Below are 17,454 nucleotides of genomic sequence, written 5' to 3'. Positions count from 1 at the left end.
ACCCTCATGTACGCAAAAGGGCAACTATGCAGAACCTTTCCGGAAAAACCGCCGTCATCACCGGTGCCGCCGAAGGCATCGGCCAGGCCATCGCCAGCCGCGCCGCCGCCGAGGGCATGAACCTCGTCCTCGCCGATATCAATGCCGACAAGTTGCAGGCGACCGTCGCCGAATTCGAGGCCCGGGGCGTGCCGGTCATCGGCCACCGTGTTGATGTCAGCGACGCCGCGCAGGTCGAGGCGCTGGCCGACGCCGCCTTCGCCCGTTTCGGCAACGTGCACCTGCTGGTCAACAACGCCGGGGTCGCCATTTCCCGCCCGGTGTGGGAAACCACGCCCGAGGACTGGCAGTGGGTGATGGGCGTCAACCTCTACGGCGTCACCCACGGCCTGCGCAGCTTCATCCCGCGCATGCTGGCCAACGACGAGGAAGGCTACATCATCAACACCGCCTCGGTGGCGGGGCTGTTCTCGCAGCCCGGTTCGGCGGCGTACAACGCCAGCAAGCACGCGGTGGTGGCCATTTCCGAGGGCCTGCACTTCGACCTGCAACTGCGCCAGAGCAAGTTGCACGTGGCGGTGCTGTGTCCGGCCTGGGTGAAGACCGGCATCGCCAACGCCGAGCGCAACCGCACGGTGGGCGAGCATATCGACTGGAGCAAGGCCGACCGCGTCAACCAGTACACGGCGAAGTTCATGCAGCAGTCGGTGGAAAACGGCATCCCGGTGGAGAAGGTGGCGGATGATGTGTTCAAGGCCATCGCCGAAGACCGTTTCTACATACTGACGCACCAGAAGATCAAGCCGCTGATCCATACCCGGATGGAAGACATCCTGCAGGAACGCCTGCCGACGCTGGCCGGGATGTAATTTTCAAGAGGAAACCGCCATGCCCCTGATGCGTCTCAACGGTGTCGATCTCAACGTCGAAATCACCGGCAACGGCCCGGAAACCATCGTCTTCGGTCACGGCCTGCTGTGGAGCGGCCGCATGTTCGAGGCGCAGATCGCCGTGCTGGCCAACCGCTACCGCTGCATCACCATTGACTGGCGGGGGCAGGGGAAAAGCTCCGCGCCGCCCGACGGTTACGACATGGATACCCTGACCGAAGACGCGCTGGCGCTGATCCGCGAGGTGGCGGGCGGGCCGGTGCATTATGTCGGGCTGTCGATGGGCGGTTTTGTCGGCATGCGGCTGGCAATCCGCCACCGCGAGTGGCTGAAGTCGCTGACGCTGCTGGAAACCTCGGCCGACCCCGAGCCGTTGGCGAAGCGCCCAAAGTACAGCCTGCTGACGGCGGTGACGCGCCTGACCGGCGTCTGGGCGGTGGCGCCGTCGGTGATGAAGGTGATGTTCGGCAAGACCTTCCTGAAAGATCCCTTCCGCCGCGCCGACCGCGAGGAAATGCGCCGCCGCCTGCTGGAAAACGACCGGCAGCGCATCGTCCCCGCAATTCAGGGTGTCTTCACCCGTGAAGGCGTCTACGAATATCTGCACTGCCTCACCACGCCGACGCTGATCATCGTCGGCGACGAGGATGCCGCCACCGTGCCCGCCAAGTCGCAACGGATGTTCAACGCCATTCCCGGCAGCCGCCTGGTGGTCATTCCCGGCGCCGGCCATACCTCGACGGTGGAAACGCCCGGCGCGGTGACGGCAGCGATCACGGATTTTCTGGCGCAACTGGGCTAAACTCGCCGTTTGCATTTTCGGCGGGAATTTCAGCATGACTTTGGCGGATGTGACGCCCCAGATCGCGGGCGGCGTCTTGATCGGATTGGCGGCGGCGCTGCTGATCCTGGTGAACGGCCGCGTGGCCGGAATCAGCGGTATTTTCGGCATGGTGCTGGACGGCGGCGTGGGTGAGCGGTTCTGGCGCACCGCCTTTCTGGCCGGTCTGGTGCTGCCCGCGTTGTGGCTGATCACCTCCGGCGCGACGGTGACGATGGAGGGCGGCTGGCCGCTGTATGCCGTCGCGGGTGCATTGGTCGGGGCGGGAACGCGCCTTGGCTCGGGATGCACCAGCGGTCACGGTGTCTGCGGCATCGCCAACCTGTCGCCGCGTTCGCTGGTCGCCACGCTCACGTTCATGCTCATGGGCATGCTGACGGTTTGGCTGGTGCGGCACGGAGGTCTGGCATGAAGACCCTGTTCGCGTTCCTGTCCGGTCTGCTGTTCGGCAGCGGCCTGATCCTGTCCGGCATGACCGACCCGGCCAAGGTGCTGGCCTTCCTCGATATCGCCGGGAACTGGAATCCGGCGCTGATGCTGGTGATGGGCAGCGCCGTGCTGGTGGCGGCCCCGGCCTATGCGCTGGCCCGCCGCCGTGGCGTGACGCTGGCCGGCGAGCCGGTGCACCTGCCGCTGCGCCGTCAGCTCGACGCCCGCCTGCTGGGCGGCAGCGCTGTCTTCGGCATCGGCTGGGGGCTGTCGGGCATCTGCCCCGGTCCCGGCCTGGTGATAGCTGCCAGCGGCCTGCCGAAGGCGCTGGTGTTCGTGGCGGCGATGATCGCTGCCGCTCAGCTGGTGCGTTGGGTGGAAAGCCGCCTGAAGAGCCCGCAAGAAGATATCGGGGTCTGACCGGCCCCGTCGCCAACCTAGAGGAAGACCGCCATGAAAGCCGTACTCTGCAAACAACACGGACTGCCGGAAACGCTGGTGCTGGAAGAGGTGCCTTCGCCGGAGCCGGGGCCGAAGCAGGTGGTGATCACGGTCAAGGCCTGCGGCGTCAACTTCCCCGACACCCTGATCATCCAGGACAAGTACCAGTTCAAGCCCGCCCTGCCGTTTTCGCCGGGCGGCGAGATAGCCGGGGTGGTGAAGTCGGTGGGCGAGGGCGTCACGCATCTCAAACCGGGCGATACCGTGATCGCGCTGACCGGCTGGGGCGGTTTCGCCGAGGAAGTGCTGACCGAGGCCGCCAAGGTCTTCCCCGTGCCGCCGCTGTTTGACGCCAAAATCGCCGCCACCTTCGCCTACGCCTACGGCACCTCCTTTCATGCGCTGAAGGACCGCGCGCAGCTGAAGGCCGGGGAAACGCTGCTGGTGCTGGGCGCGTCCGGCGGCGTCGGGCTGGCGGCGGTGCAACTGGGCAAGCTGATGGGCGCGCGCGTCATCGCCGCCGCCTCGACGGCGGAAAAGCTTGAAGTCTGCCGCCGATTCGGTGCGGATGAGCTGGTCAACTACAGTGAGCCGGACTGGCGGGAAAAGGTCAAGGCGCTGACCGGCGGCAACGGCGTGGACGTGGTCTACGATGCCGTCGGCGGCGATTATGCCGAACCGGCGCTGCGCAGCATGGCCTGGTGCGGCCGCTATCTGGTGGTCGGCTTCGCCGCCGGCGACATTCCGAAGATTCCGCTGAACCTGCCCTTGCTGAAGGGCTGCGCGGTGCTGGGCGTGTTCTGGGGCGATTTCGCGCGTCGCCAGCCCAAGGACAACATGGCCAACATGATGCAGCTGTTCGGCTGGCTGGCGCAGGGACAGCTGAAACCGCACATCTCGGCCGAATATCCGCTGGAGCAGGCGGCGCAGGCGCTGAACGACCTGTTGCAGCGCAAGGCCACCGGCAAGGTGGTGCTGGTGGTGTGACGCCGGATTTCCATTGACGTCGTCGGCTGGCTTGTCCATAGTTCGGGAGACGCTATCCTTTCCCGTTGCCATGGCAGTCGGAAAGCCCCTGTTTGCCCGGAGAATTCATGGACCCTCGCACCGCCCGTCTGGAAGCGCGCATTCAGCAAGTCAAAGCCGGCTTTCTTGCCTCCCTCCCTGAAACCGTCAGCCGCATCCGCGATCTGTGGAATTCCCTTCGCCACGCTGAATGGACCGATGCCCAGGCTCGCGAATTGCAGATTATCGCCCATCGTCTGGCCGGTTCCGGGGGTACGTTCGGTTTTCCAGAAGTTACCCGTCTGGGGGCGGGTCTGGACGCTGCGCTGGGCGCGGCGATGGTGGGCGGCACGGTGCTGCCGGAAACCATTCTGGCGATGGATGGCCAGGTTGAAGGCCTGATCCGTGTTGTCCGGGACGCCTTGATCACTGCCCCGGAAGCCTCCGGGGATCCGGTGCCGCTGCTGACCCAGCCGGTGGCGCGCGCGCTCAAGCTGGTGGTGGTGATCGACGATGACGAATTCCTGCGCGAGCGCCTTTCCATCCTGCTGGAAGGGGCGGGTTACCGCGTGGTGGCCTTTGAGGGGCCGGCGCAGGCCATGCCCTTCCTGCAAGAGCACCAGCCCGCCATGGTGGTGCTGGATCTGATGTTCCCCGGCCGCCGGGGACCCGCCTTCGATGTGGTGGCCGATATCCGCGGCGAGACAGGCCAGCGGACCCCGGTGGTGGTATTGAGCGGTCAGGTTGATTTCCGTTCCCGCCTGGACGCCACCCGCGCCGGTGCGGACGCGTATCTGGTCAAGCCGGTCGATGACGCCCAGTTGCTTGAGACGGCCGCTTCCCTGACCTCGCGCAAGCTGGACGACAGCTGGCGCTGTCTGGTCATTGACGATGACGAGCATCTGGCCCGGCAGGTCACCGAGTGGCTGGAGCATTCCGACATGGTGGCGGATTGGGCACCCTCGGCCCGCGACAGCTGGTTGAAGGTCCGCGAGTTCCGTCCGGACGTGCTGGTGCTGGACATCAACATGCCCGAGTGCAATGGCATCGAATACGCCCAGTTGCTGCGTCAGGACGCCAACACCGCGCACCTGCCGATCGTCTTCATGACCGCTGATGCCGCCGATATCACCCGCCGCAAGGCGATGGCCGCCGGGGCCGATGACTATATCCTGAAGCCGATTGACCGGTCGGCGCTGACCCGCGCCGTCCTGGCCCGTGCCCGGCTGGGCCGCCGCGTCCACGACAAGGTGGCCCGTCTCACCCGCCAGTCGTCCCAGGGCGGCGGCGTCTCCCGCCATTACTTCTTCAATGAACTGGAACGGGTCATGGATCACGGCGATGACAGCCCGGTGCAGCCCGCGCTGCTGTTGCTGGCCTTGAACGCCTCGGCCGCCATTGCCGAGCGTCACGGGGTGGTGGGGCTGGCGGCGCTGCAAGAGCAGTTCCAGACCCGGCTGGCGTCCGCCGGCGCCGAGCCCTGGACGCTGCTGGGCGAGAATATCGTCGGCATCCTGCTGCCCCGCGATACCATGACCGGGCACCAGCCCAAGGCGCGCAGCCTGATCTCCCGGTTGTCGGCGGTGCCCTATCGCGTTTCCGGAGAGGCCGTGCCCTCGGGCGTCGCCGCCGCGCTGCTGCAGCTGCGGCAGGGGCATGCCGTGGCGACCGTGCTTTCGCAGGCCGGGCAAATGCTGAATCTGGCGCTGGACGGCGAACCTGGAGTCCTGATTGACGGCTTTGTCGGCGAGGCCGAGTCGGTGGAAGTCAGCGGAAGCCTGCCGCAGGACCGCCTGCGACTGGTTTATCAGGCGGTGGCCACGATCGATGAAGAGGCGCAGCCGGTCTATACCGTGCTGGCGCGTCTGGTCGATAGCGGCGAGAACCTGCTGCCCGCCGGGCGCTTCCTGGAGGAACTGGAAAAGAAGGGCCTGCTGCCGGAACTGGATGCCTGGGTTTTCCGCTCCGCCCATCGCACCCTGACCGAGCGCATTGCCGAGAATACGGCGCTGACCCTGATGGTCCACGTCAGCGCGCAAAGCCTGGGCAACGCCATTTACATGGAAACCGTGGCGTCGTTGCTGGCGGATCAGCCGATGCGGCATGCCGAGCAGAAACTGGTGGTGGCGGTGCCGGAGTCGGTAGCCGTGACCCATCGGCATATGGTGGAGCGGCTGTCGCAGATGTTGGCGGCCGGAGGCGGCGGCTTGATGCTCACCGCTTACGGAAGTTCGGCGATGGCCGCGCGTCTGGTGGCAGAGCTTAAGCCCCTTTATGTCCGTCTGGATGATGCGCTGGTGCAGCGCCTGTCCGCGTCGACACCCAAGCCGGCCGATCGCAGCCTGCTGGCCGCCGCGGTGGCCGATGGTGCCATGGTGGTGGCGGGCGGCATCGAAAGCGCCGCCAGCCTGTCCGGCTTGTGGGCGCAGGGCGTGCGCTGGTTCCAGGGCTATTACATTCAGGAGCCGGCGCTGGAACTGCCGGTACGCTAGGGACCGGTGTTGAGGGTGACGCGGTTGCGGCCTTGCCGCTTTGAGGCATACAGCGCGTCATCCGCCAGTTTCAGCATCGTCTCGGGGCTGTTGTCGCCGCCGGTCAGCGTCGCGATGCCGGCGCTGAACGAGCAGTGGAACTCCGTCCCGGCGCCGTTGTGCATCAACTGGGTGAATTCTTCCCGCAAGCGGTCCATGACCGCCCAGGCGTCCGCCGCTGCGGTATCGGGCATGATGACGCCAAATTCCTCGCCGCCGTAGCGGCCGACAATGTCTGTCTTGCGCAGGCGTTGCGTCAGCAGCCGCGCCAGGCTGCGGATCACCCGGTCGCCGACCGGGTGGCCGTGCGTGTCGTTGACGCGCTTGAAATGGTCGATATCCAGCATCACCACGCTGAGCGGGCCGCCGGTGCGTAATTGCCGGGCCATCTCGAACTCGAGCTGCAACCGGAAGGCGATGTGGTTGAGCAGGCCGGTCATGCGGTCCTGCCGGATCAGCTCGCGCAGGCCGCGGAAGCGCGCCGCGCGCAGGCTGACGGCGCTGATCAGTTCCGGGTCTGAAATCGGTTTTTGCAGGAAGTCGTCGGCCCCGGTGTGCAGCGCCGCCAGTTGCTGCAGCCGCGCGGTTTCGGTGGACAGGAAGATGATCGGCAGGTCGGCGAAGCGGCTGTCATGACGGATGACCTGGGCCACCTCGCGACCGTTGCAGGCCGGCATGTACAGGTCCAGCAGGATCAGGTCCGGCGAGAAATGCTCCAGTGTTTCCAGCACCCGCGTCGGGTCTTCCAGCGTTTCCACCCGCATGCCCGCCGTGCGCAGCACCAGCGCATAGTGTCCGGCCAGCAGCGCGCTGTCCTCGATGATCAGCACCTCGAACGGGGGATGCTGGGTATGATGGGTCAGGGCGTCCAGCCGTTCGTTCAACGCCACATAATCCACCGGCTTGGGCAAGTAGGCGTCAGCCTTGGCTCGCACCGCACTCAGCCGGCTTTCCCAGTCCCAGCGCGAGGAGACTACAATGGTGGGGATCTTGCTGCCGGACGGATGGATCAGCGTCATCCCCGCCATGCTGCCTTCTGGCAACATGATGTCGACAATCAGCGCCGACGATTGTTGGCGTTCGAGCGCTGCCTGTGCCGATACGGCGTCATGGAAGACCAGGGTATGCCAGCCGTAAATGCCCATCTGAGCCGCCATTTCTGCTGCAAGCAGCGGATCATCCTCGACAATATAGACCAGGCGCTCCCCTGGTGACGCCCCGGGGGCCGCCGGCACGGCAGGCGGCTGATACGGTTCGGGTTCTTCCCGTGAGGCTTCTTCCAGCATGTCCAGCCGTTCGTGCAGGGTCGATACAAAGTCCGCTGCCTGAAGCCCGGCAGCAGTGACCCTTGCCAGCTGTTCTTCCAGTCGGCGGGCCTCCGCGCCCAGCCGGGCATAACCGAACGTGCCGGCGGAACCCGCCAGGGTGTGCACCCGCCGCAGCAAGGTTTCCAGATTTTCCGGTGACAGCGTGTCGCCAAGGATGCGCAGTTCACCCAGGCGTTTCGGCAACTCCTCACCGTAGGCCTGTTGCAGGGCGCGCAGCCGCGCGGGCTTGTCCGGGCGACCCTGTTCAGCCATGGCCGTCCTTCCCGAGATTGCGCACCTGTTCAGCCAGCGTCATCGGATCAAAGGGCTTGGCGATAACCGCCACCGCGCCCAGCGAGCGCAGGTGCGCCACTTCCTGGGCCTGCACCTTGGCGGTGACGAAGGCGAACCGGGCGTCCGCCAGCTCGGGCAGGGTGCGCAGTTGTTGCAGCGTCGAGGGACCGTCCATACCGGGCATCATCACGTCGAGCAACACCACTTCCGGTCGGAAGGCGGGGGCGGCGGCGATGGCGGCGGGGCCGCCGTCGCAGACCAGCAGCGTCATGTCGGGTTCGTCTTCCAGGGAGAACTCGACAATCATCCGGATGTCCGGTTCATCGTCCACATACATTACCCGCAAGGCGTCATTCATGTTTCCGGTTCCGTTTCAGGGTTTCAGGAGAGTCTTGATCGTGGATAACAGGTGCTCATTGGTCGTGCGCGACTTGGTCAGCGCCTCACCGATGCGATCCCCCAGATCCCGCGAGGTTTCGCGACCGGAAAACACCAGCACCCGGCTGAGCGGATCCAGCCCTTCCAGCAGGTCCAGACCGTTGCCGTCCGGCAGGCTCAGGTCCAGCATCACCAGATCGTAGTGGCCGCCGGCCAGGCATTGCCGCGCTTCCGCCAGGGTTGTCGCCATGGTGTAGTCGGCGGTGTCCTCAACCAGCTCGCGGGTAATCTGCACGACGTCCGGATCATCCTCTACATGCAGTATACGCGGCCTTCCGCCGGCGTGAAGCGCCTGACGCAGGGCAGCCGATAAATGTTCGGGATCTACCGGTTTGTCCAGCCACTGGGTCACGTTCAGGCTTTCCAGTTCCTCGGTGTTGCCACCGTTGCGGATGAGGATGACCGGGATGCCCGCCAGGTCGGGCTGCTGGCGCAATTCCCGCAGCAGGCTGAGGCCGTCGCCGTCCTTCAGCAGCAGGTTGAGGATGATGACGTCGTAATGCTGGATGGCCAGCATCCGCCGCGCCTTGGCGGTGGTGAAGGCGATATCGTTGGCGAAGCCGTCCTGGCGCAGCAGGCCGCTGAGCGTAACGGCGGCTTCCGGACTGTGTTCGCAGATCAGCAGCCGGTAGCGCACGTCGCCACCCTGCCGGGTCTGCTCTTCGCCCGGCCGCACCGGCAGGGTGAAGAAAAAGGTGGTGCCGGAGCTGGAGGACAGGTAGTCGATATGGCCGTCATGGCGCTCGACAATAGCCTTGGTGATGCTGAGGCCGAGACCGGTGCCGCCCTTTTCGCGGGTGTCGGACGCATCCGCTTGGGCGAAGCGCTGGAAGATACGGTTACGGAAGGCCTCCGGGATGCCCTTGCCGAGGTCGCTGACGCTGACCCGCCATTGCCCGCCCTGACGGGTTATGTCCACCGAAACCGTCTGGCCTGTAGGCGAGTATTTCACGGCATTGGACAGCAGGTTGGCGAAGACCTGCGCCAGCCGGTGTTCATCGCCCATGACCGGGGCGGACTCGGGCGCGGTTTCCAGGCGCAGCCGCACATTATGCCGGTCGGCATAGCCTTCGTTGGCGGTAATTGCCTGACGGGCCGCCTGCACCAGGTCCATCGGCGCGAAGACGAACTCCATGCGGCCGGACTCAATGCGTTCCAGATCCAGGATGTCATTGATCAGCAGCGTTAGCCGTTCGCTGTTGCGGCTGGCGGTTTCCAGCAGCTGCCGCGCCTTGGGCGTCAGGCCGTCGGAGGCCTTGCCCAGCACCAGACCCAGCGCCCCGCGGATGGAGGTCAGGGGCGTGCGCAGTTCATGGCTGACGGTGGAGATGAACTCGTTTTTCATCCGCTCCATCTGACGGCGCTCGCTGACATCATTAAGCACCACGGTGAAACGGGAACGGTTGTCGATGGACATGCGGCTGGCGCTGATTTCCAGCGGGAACACTTCTCCGCTGCGGCGGCGGCCTTCGTGATGATTGTCCTTCAAACGGTCGCCGGGTTGTTCCAGCACCGAGTGCTCGCTGAGAAAGCCGGGGATCAGCACTTCCGCCGACTGCCCCGGCAACTCGACGGCGTTATACCCGAACATTTCCAGCAGCGCCGGGTTGAAGTTTTCGATAATGCCGCGGTCATCGATAATCATGATGCCTTCCGCCACGCTCTCGAAAATGGCGTAGAGGCGGACGCGCTGCTCGTTGAGTTCGCGGACGGCGTCCAGGGCGTGTTGCAGCTCCATCTGCTGTTCCACCACGGCGGCCAGTTCGTGCAGCAGCGACATTTCGCTGGGGGTCAGGGTCCGGGGGACGGTGTCCATCACGCACAGGGTGCCGACCGGCAGTCCCCGGTCGCCGGCATGGAGGGGAACCCCGGCATAAAAACGGATCCCCTCGTGTACAACGGCGGGCAGGGCGGCAAAAGCCGGGTCGCCCGCCGCGTCGCGCACCACCAGTTCGGCGTTGTCCTGGATGACCAGGTCGCAGAAAGTGGCTTCACGCGGGCCCTCGCGGGCGTCAAAGCCCAGGCAGGCCTTGGCCTGATAACGCTCGGCATCAATCAGGGCGATCAATACGATCGGCATGCGGAGGCTGTCGCGGGCGATCCTGGCCAGCCGGTCGAAACGTTCCTCGGGAGGGGTGTCGAGGATCTGCAAGGCATGCAGCGCCTCCAGCCGGTCGATTTCGTAGTAAGTCTCCGCCTTGTCCATGGGGGTGTGCCTCACTTCTGCAACAGGTTTTTAATGGTATCCCGCAGAAACTCGTTACTTGTTCTGGATTTGGTCAGCGCGGCCGCCACTTGCTGCGACATTTGGCCGGTCGGTTCCTGCCCGGAAAAGACCAGGATGCGGCTGCCGGGCGGAATCTGGTCCAGCAGGTCCAATCCGTTGCCATCGGGCAGGGTGATGTCCAGCAACACCAGATCATAGCGGTTTTCCCGCAGTTTTCCCCGGGCTTCGCTCAGCCGGGAGGCGTGATCATAGTCGGCCAGGTCTTCAACCAGCATCCGCGTGATTTGCAGGATGTCGGGCTCGTCTTCCACATGCAGGATGCGGGCCCGGCTGTCCGGCGGAATCACGCGGTGCAGCGCCGCAGCCAGCCGCTCGCGGTCGACCGGCTTTTGCAGCCAGTCCAGCACATACATGCCTTCGCCGCGCCAGCCCTGATCCTCATCGGCGCGCCCGGTGACGATAATCACCGGCAGTTCCCGCGTGGCCGGGTCGGCGCGCAGTTCCGCCAGCAGCAAAAGGCCGTCGCGATCAGGCAGGGTCAGATCCAGCAGCAAGGCGGAATAGGGCGATGCGGCCACCCGCGCCGCAGCATCCGTGGCGGTGCCGACCACATCCGAGGGAATGCCTTCCTCGGCCAGGATGGCGGCGAGGATGCCCGCAACATCGGGGTTGTCCTCGCAAATCAGCACGCGGCTGCGTACGCCGAACATGACGCCGCCCGAAGCCGGAGGCAGCGGCAACTCGAAATAGAAGAGGGTGCCTTCGCCCGGGGCGGACTCGTAATCCACATGGCCGGCGTGCCGGTCGATAATGGCCTTGACGATGCTGAGGCCCAGGCCGGTTCCGCCTTTTTCCCGGGTGTCCGAACTGTCAGCCTGGGCGAAGCGCTGGAAAGCCGTCTGCCGGAAAGCGGCGGGAATGCCCCGGCCGTGGTCGCGGATACTGACGCGGACACGCCCCTCGTGTTCGGTCACGGCGATGTTGACCGCGCCGTCGGCCGGGGAATATTTGATGGCGTTGGACAGCAGGTTGGCGTAGACCTGCATCAGCCGGTTCTCGTCGGCTGACACGGTCAGGGACGGCGGGCAGACGCCCAGCTGCAGCCGCACCCGGTGCTGGGCGGCGTATCCTTCGTGCGCCTGCAGCGCCTGGCGGGTCAGTGCGACGATGTCGATGGGACGCATGGCGAATTCCATGCGTCCGGAGGCGATTTTCTCCAGATCGAGAATGTCGTTGATCAGCAAGGTCAGCCGCTCGGCGTTGCGGCTGGCGGTTTCCAGCAATTGCCGCGCCTTGGGCGTCAGGCTGTCGGCGGCCTTGCCCAGCACCAGGCCCAGCGCTCCGCGGATGGAGGTCAGGGGCGTGCGCAATTCATGGCTGACGGTGGAGACAAATTCGTCCTTCATCTTTTCCAGTTGCTTGCGTTCGGTAATGTCGTTGACGATGCCGATAAAGCCGCCCAAGCCGCCGTGCTCCTGGGGAATGGCGCTGATGGTGACTTCGCCGTAAAAGCGGGTTCCGTCCTTGCGCATGTACAGCCATTCCGTCTGTGTCGGCGCATCGCCCAGACGGACTTTCTGGGTGTAGGTGCGGAAGCCGGGCGGCACTTCGGTGTTCAGTTCCCGCGACAGTTCCGACGTGCGTTCCAGTGTCTCGCCGGGATCATGCAGGATGGCGGTGGTATGGATGCCGATCACTTCATCGGCCGCATAGCCGAACATCTGTTCGGCGCCCTTGCTGAACGTCTGGATGATGCCGTTGGCATCGGTGGAAACGATGGCGGCGGCGGCGCTGTCAAGGATGGCTTCCTGCCGCCGGCGCAATTCATGCAGTTTTTCTTCGGCGGACTTGCGGGTGGTGATGTCGCGCGCGATGACGGTCAGCATCGACGTATCGTCAATGGGCATGCGTGAAACGGTCAATTCCAGCGGAAAGCTTTCGCCATTCCCGCGCAATCCCCGGATTTCAAAGCTGATGCGGCCCGGGCAGCCGTCCGTGCCAAGCCTTTCGATCTGGGTCGAGAATTCCGGTTGGGAAGGCGGAGTAAACAGGTGCAGCGCCGCCTGCTGCCGCAACTGTTCCGGCGGACAGCCGAAAAGCTGGCCCGCCGCCGGATTGGCGCTGCTGATGACGCCCTGGTCGTCGATGATGAGCAAGCCGTCCGGAACGGTGCGGAATACCGCATCCAGACGAAGCTGGTGGCGGTTGATCTGGCGGGCGGCCTCGAAGGCGTCCTGCAGGGTGAACTGGTGTTCGATGGCGTCTGCGATGTCGCGCAATTGCCCGCGCTCCTCGTCGCTCAGCCGGCGGGGGTTGCGGTCGATCAGGCACAGCGTGCCGATGCGGTGGCCGCCCGTACGCAGCGGCGCTCCGGCATAGAACCGGATATGCGGCGCGCCGGTCACCAGCGGATTATCTGCGAAGCGGTTGTCCGCCAGGGCGTCCGGGATATGCAGGATGTCATCGTGCAGGATGGCGTGGCCGCAGAAGGAAATATCGCGCGGCGTGGAGTCCACCTCCAGTCCGATGCAGGACTTGAACCACTGCCGGTTGGCGTCGATCAGGCTGATCAGCACGATCGGCGTCTTGAACAGGGCGCGGGCGGTGCGCACCAACCGGTCGAAACGCTCTTCGGGCGCGGTATCCAGGATATGAAGATCACGCAGGGCCTGCAGTCGTTGGTCTTCATTGAGGGGCAGGTCTGGAGCCAGCATGATCAGTTTCCGAGGAGGGAATCGATTCGATTGTAGGGGGGGCGGGCCGTTTTTACCATGCGCCCGCTCACGGAAAATAACGGCCTTGACGCCGGTTGCTAAGGCGCGGCCAGATAGCGGATGAGACTGCCGCTCTCGTCCTCGGGCAGTTCCAGGATCCGGGTGTAAAGGTCGATGGTGACATTGCAGATCAGGTGCTTGTCGACGTCCGGCGCACGGGGATTCTGCATCTGCATCACCGGCGGGCCGTATTTTTCCCGCAGATCGGCCATGATGGGCTCCAGGTAAGGGGTCACATCCCGCGCTTGCGGCGGGGTGCGGGGCGCGACCGCCGCCGAGCGGATCACCTGCGCGATCGACTCCATGACCTCTTTCTGGGTGGCCGGATCCAGCTGCCGGTGCGGCATGCGAACGGTTCCCGGCGATGGAAACATATAGTCATAGCAGAGCTCGCCGGAGGGGGCGCGCAACTGCTGCAGGCTGCTCACCATGGCGTGCATGAAGCGTACAACGGCCTCGTTGGAAGCATTCGGCACATATTTGCTGAATACCGGCAGGAGCCGGGCCACGATCGGCTCGATCATGTCCTCCGGCTTTTGCCCGGACTGCAAGCCGGTTTTGAATTCGTTTTTGATCTCTGCATAGAGGGCGGGTTCGTACTGCTTGATGGCGACGTAGACTGGGTTATTGGCAAAGGCACGATCCATCTGTTCCGACAGTTCGCTGTCGGTTTGACGGTGGGGAGCGGCCAGTTTGATGGCGCTGAAACAGATGGCCAGCGTCAGCACGAAAATCATTTGATACAGCCGGCGATGGTTCTGCCTGTCCCGAACCACGGCCCTGGCCAGAACAGCGGCCGCAATGCCGCTGATCACGCCGATCAGAATATTGTTCAACGCTGTTATCCCTGTTGACGGCGCTGCTTGGCCGAAGCTGGATTTCACCCCAATTCGCCATCGCCCCACAAGCATGTCGCTTTGATATTTGCCGGTCTGACGGGAAATCTGTGCGTGTGTATGCACAAGTGTATGATTTTTATTGTTTTATCTATGTGCGCCACGTTCGTCGGGGATGGCCGGAATTCCCAGTGATGTTGTCAGAATTTATCAATCGTTTAAAAAATGCCCTGCTATATTGTCCGACAATCCGGTTGGATAGGGGCCGGATTCTTCAAGAGGCATTTTCCTCTGTTCTGCTTTGGGTGACATGACAATGAAACAACATCTGCTGGCCGCCGGCATTGCGCTGGCTTCCGCCTCCGGAATGGCACAGGCGGCGCTCTCGGACGGGCTGCCGTACAACGTGAGCGTGGACGCCAAGGGCTACCTGATCGACGGGCAGTACAAACTGCTGCGCGGCGGCACCGTACAATGGTTCCGCATTCCGCAGAGCGAATGGCGCGACCGCCTGCAACGCTTCAAGGCCGCCGGTTTCAACACCGTTGACCTGTACGTGGCCTGGAACGCCGTGGAGCCGCGCAACAACCAGTTCAACTTCGGCAACCTGCGCGCCTTCGTGCAGCTGTGCAAGGACATGGGCCTCTATGTCTACCTGCGTCCCGGTCCCTACATCACCAACGAGATGGACGGCGGCGGCATTCCCGGCTGGCTGACGGCCATGTCCACCAAGAAGGACATTGCCGCCGACGGCAAACCGAACATCCGCACCGCCGACCCGGACTACCTGAATTACGCCGGTCGCTACCTGCGCCGCCTGCATGCCGAAATCCGCGATTACTTCGCCGACCGCGGCGGCCCGGTCATCCTCTACGCGCTGGAAAACGAGTACAACTGGTTCCAGCCCTTCCACGAGGCCGACAAGCTGTTCGGCTATGAAGGCGGCCCCGAGCGCGGCCTGTGGCAGACCTATAACCCCAACGCCTATTTCAGCGCGCTGCGCGACATCGTCCGCAACGACGGCATCACCATTCCGTTGACTACCTGCCCGGGCGACGGCAAGGCCTCGGCCACCGGCGACACCACCGGCGTCATTCCCGTGCCGAACATCTACAACGGCCTGGGCGGCGACCTGCCGGAACGCACCGCCATCGATCTGCTGAATGACATGCACAACCCCGCCAACCACGGCGGCGCCTATGTGAACATGCCCAGCGGCACTACCGAGACCGACCGCGACCCGGTGAAGATCAAGCGCCTGCTGATGGGCGGCCTGGACGCAGCCTTCGCCTTCAACGCCGTGGGCATGATGACGCCCGGCTATCGCAACGCCATCGTGCTGAATACCCGCAGCGTCAACAACGCCTTCGATTTCAGCAGCATCAACAACATCATGAACGGCTTCGTGTCGCCGCAGATCGCCTACTTCCACGGCGTGGTGGACTACTACGGCCCGATCTCGCCGTCCGGCATCCTGCGGCCGTCGTTCCACGGCTTCCGCCGCGACAACCTGTTCTTTGACAGCGTTGAGCCGTATTTCGCCCCGGCCGGAACGGCCACCAGCGCCGGATACAGCATCGCCAACGCCAGCCTTGGTTCGGTGGAAAACAACGTCAAGGTCAATTACTGGCTGCAAGGCGCGCAGGGCGTGCGCTTCCTCAGCGTGGTCAACCAGTCGGGCAGCGCCCAGACCGTCGGCCTGAACGGTATTACCCTGAACGGGCAGAGCTTCCCCAAATACGTGCCGATGACCGTGCCGGTGAATCCCGATGCGCCGCCCAGCCAGTTCGGCGCCAGCAACAATGACAATGCCCTGATCCTGGTGCAGGACCTGCCCATCGCCAACGCCGGGAAACTGGCCTGGACCACCAGCGAATTGCTGACCCTGCGCGACTACAATGGTGATGCGCTGCTGATCGTGCACGGGGCGGCCAATGCCCAAGGCGAACTGGTGCTGGACGGCCTGGGCGCGGGCGCGCAAATCCTGGCCCGCGACAGCGGCGTCAACATCGCCGAATTCGCCAACGGCAAGCTGGCCGTGACCTACACCCACATTCCGCATCTGGAACTGGTGGTGCAAGCCGCCGGCGGTCGTAAAGTGCGTGTCGTCGTCACCACGGATGACGAAGCCGGACGTTTCTGGTTTCCGAAAGCCAACGGCCAGGATCTGGTCGTGGCCGGTCCGGACTACCTGAACGAAGCCGCCACCGTCAGCAGCTACAGCTTCAGCAGCGGCGCGGAATATGACGCCACCGCGCGCCCGCTGTTCGTGATGTCGCCGCGCCGGATGCAGATTGCCGGTCTGCCGCTGCAATTCGCCTGGGACGCCGCGACCCAGAGCGCCACCTACAGCAAGCCGACTTCCATTCCCGCGCTGACGCCGCTGCCCAGCCTGATGAGCGGCAAGGCCGCCAGCGACATGGGCGAAGCCAACCCGTCCTATGACAACAGCGCCTGGACGCAGTGGACCGGCCAGCCGCAGTCGCTGGAAAGCAAGGGCATTTACACCGGCCATGCCTGGTACCGCGCCGAGATCAACTTCGACCACGCGCCTTACTGGTATGAAGACGCCTCGCTGTATGTCGAACATGCCTCGGACATCGTCGGCATCTACGTCAACGGCACCTACCTCAGCACGCAGTTGCCGCTGGGCACCGAGCTGGATTCCGATTCGTGGAACGGCAACTACCAGTTCCCGTCGCTGAAGCCCTACCTGAAGGCGGGCAAGAACGTGATCGCCTTCCGCACCGAGATCTGGGGTCATGGCAGCTTCATGTTCCCGCGCGGCACGCTGGCCGCCACCAACATGAAGATGCCGGGCCTGGGTTTTGACAGCGTCAAGGGCCTGTTCGGCACCGCACGCATTGGCGGCAACGACCTGACCAACTGGTCGGTGCGGGCTGATCTGGGCGGCGAGCGCACGGGTCTGATGAACGCCGGTTACAACGACAGCGGCTGGGCCAGCTACAGCCTGCCGATGACGCTGGCCAAGGGTGAAGTGCGCTGGTACCGCACCAAGTTCGACGCCTCGCAGCTTCCCAGCGCGCTGAACCAGTACGCGCCGCTGTCGCTGCGCTTCAATGGCGAGCGGGTGAAGGCGACGGTGTGGCTGAACGGCCAGCTGGTGGGCCGCTGGATGAGCGGTGACGGCTGGATCGGTCGCGGTTTCTGGGGCCGCGCCATCCGCGACATGTGGATGAACACCGATCCGGATTATTTCCCGATCAGCCGCGCCGGGCTGAATCCGGCGGGCACGCCGAACACGATCGCGGTGGCTTTCGAGGATGTGTCCGGCGGCAGCGATGCGGCGGGCAAGGTGAGCGAAGTGGCGCTGGCCTACAGCCCGGAAATCCGCGGCCAGCTGAACGGGCAGACGGTGCTGTTGCCGCAGCCGCGCGGGAAGATGCAGTTGACGCTGGACTTCCTGGAGTAAGCGGGGAG

General features: G+C 64.5%; 12 protein-coding genes. 7 read left to right on the top strand and 5 right to left on the bottom strand.

Annotation, left to right across the window (positions count from 1 at the left end):
• The first annotated feature begins 26 nt into the window (after positions 1–26).
• The 6 genes from EV700_RS03220 (at position 27) to EV700_RS03195 (ending at position 6,098) form a co-directional block, all read left to right on the top strand.
• Positions 27–869 (top strand): SDR family NAD(P)-dependent oxidoreductase, encoded by an 843-nt coding sequence (locus EV700_RS03220; protein ID WP_130410902.1) that lies wholly within the window; start codon positions 27–29, stop codon positions 867–869.
• Between the two features lie 19 nt (positions 870–888).
• Positions 889–1,692 (top strand): alpha/beta fold hydrolase, encoded by an 804-nt coding sequence (locus tag EV700_RS03215; protein WP_130410901.1) that lies wholly within the window; start codon positions 889–891, stop codon positions 1,690–1,692.
• Positions 1,693–1,726: 34 nt separating this feature from the next.
• Positions 1,727–2,143, top strand: a complete 417-nt coding sequence (locus tag EV700_RS03210) for a YeeE/YedE family protein (RefSeq protein ID WP_130410900.1) — start codon at positions 1,727–1,729, stop codon at positions 2,141–2,143.
• Positions 2,140–2,580 (top strand): YeeE/YedE family protein, encoded by a 441-nt coding sequence (locus tag EV700_RS03205; RefSeq protein WP_242610174.1) that lies wholly within the window; start codon positions 2,140–2,142, stop codon positions 2,578–2,580. The genes EV700_RS03210 and EV700_RS03205 overlap by 4 nt, the downstream gene beginning before the upstream one ends.
• 33 nt (positions 2,581–2,613) lie before the next feature.
• Positions 2,614–3,588: an NADPH:quinone oxidoreductase family protein gene (locus EV700_RS03200; RefSeq protein WP_130410899.1), complete on the top strand. Its 975-nt coding sequence runs from the start codon at positions 2,614–2,616 to the stop codon at positions 3,586–3,588.
• Between the two features lie 107 nt (positions 3,589–3,695).
• Entirely contained in the window at positions 3,696–6,098 is a 2,403-nt protein-coding gene (locus EV700_RS03195; RefSeq protein ID WP_130410898.1) for a response regulator, read from the top strand.
• On the opposite strand, the gene EV700_RS03190 is transcribed toward EV700_RS03195, so the two are convergent.
• The 5 genes from EV700_RS03190 to EV700_RS03170 all read right to left on the bottom strand — a co-directional run bounded on the left by EV700_RS03190 (position 6,095) and on the right by EV700_RS03170 (position 14,013).
• On the bottom strand, positions 6,095–7,717 hold the full coding sequence (locus tag EV700_RS03190) for a diguanylate cyclase (protein ID WP_130410897.1): 1,623 nt from the start codon (positions 7,715–7,717) through the stop codon (positions 6,095–6,097). The genes EV700_RS03195 and EV700_RS03190 overlap by 4 nt on opposite strands.
• Positions 7,710–8,096, bottom strand: coding sequence for a response regulator (locus EV700_RS03185; protein WP_130410896.1), 387 nt, complete (start codon positions 8,094–8,096; stop codon positions 7,710–7,712). The genes EV700_RS03190 and EV700_RS03185 overlap by 8 nt, the downstream gene beginning before the upstream one ends.
• A gap of 15 nt (positions 8,097–8,111) precedes the next feature.
• Positions 8,112–10,382, bottom strand: coding sequence for an ATP-binding protein (locus tag EV700_RS03180; RefSeq protein WP_130410895.1), 2,271 nt, complete (start codon positions 10,380–10,382; stop codon positions 8,112–8,114).
• Between the two features lie 11 nt (positions 10,383–10,393).
• Positions 10,394–13,117, bottom strand: a complete 2,724-nt coding sequence (locus EV700_RS03175) for a PAS domain S-box protein (protein ID WP_130410894.1) — start codon at positions 13,115–13,117, stop codon at positions 10,394–10,396.
• 98 nt (positions 13,118–13,215) lie between these two features.
• The gene (locus tag EV700_RS03170) at positions 13,216–14,013 is read right to left on the bottom strand and encodes a hypothetical protein (protein WP_130410893.1); all 798 of its coding nucleotides are present in this window, start codon (positions 14,011–14,013) and stop codon (positions 13,216–13,218) included.
• Between the two features lie 316 nt (positions 14,014–14,329).
• On the opposite strand from EV700_RS03170, the gene EV700_RS03165 reads away from it, so the two are divergent.
• Positions 14,330–17,446, top strand: a complete 3,117-nt coding sequence (locus EV700_RS03165; protein WP_165391311.1) for a beta-galactosidase — start codon at positions 14,330–14,332, stop codon at positions 17,444–17,446.
• Positions 17,447–17,454 lie beyond the last annotated feature (8 nt).

Source organism: Fluviicoccus keumensis, from assembly GCF_004217445.1.
Classification (GTDB): domain Bacteria; phylum Pseudomonadota; class Gammaproteobacteria; order Pseudomonadales; family Moraxellaceae; genus Fluviicoccus; species Fluviicoccus keumensis.
The sequence above is the reverse complement of the archived record's forward strand: the minus strand, read 5'-3'. Positions and strand labels throughout refer to the sequence as shown.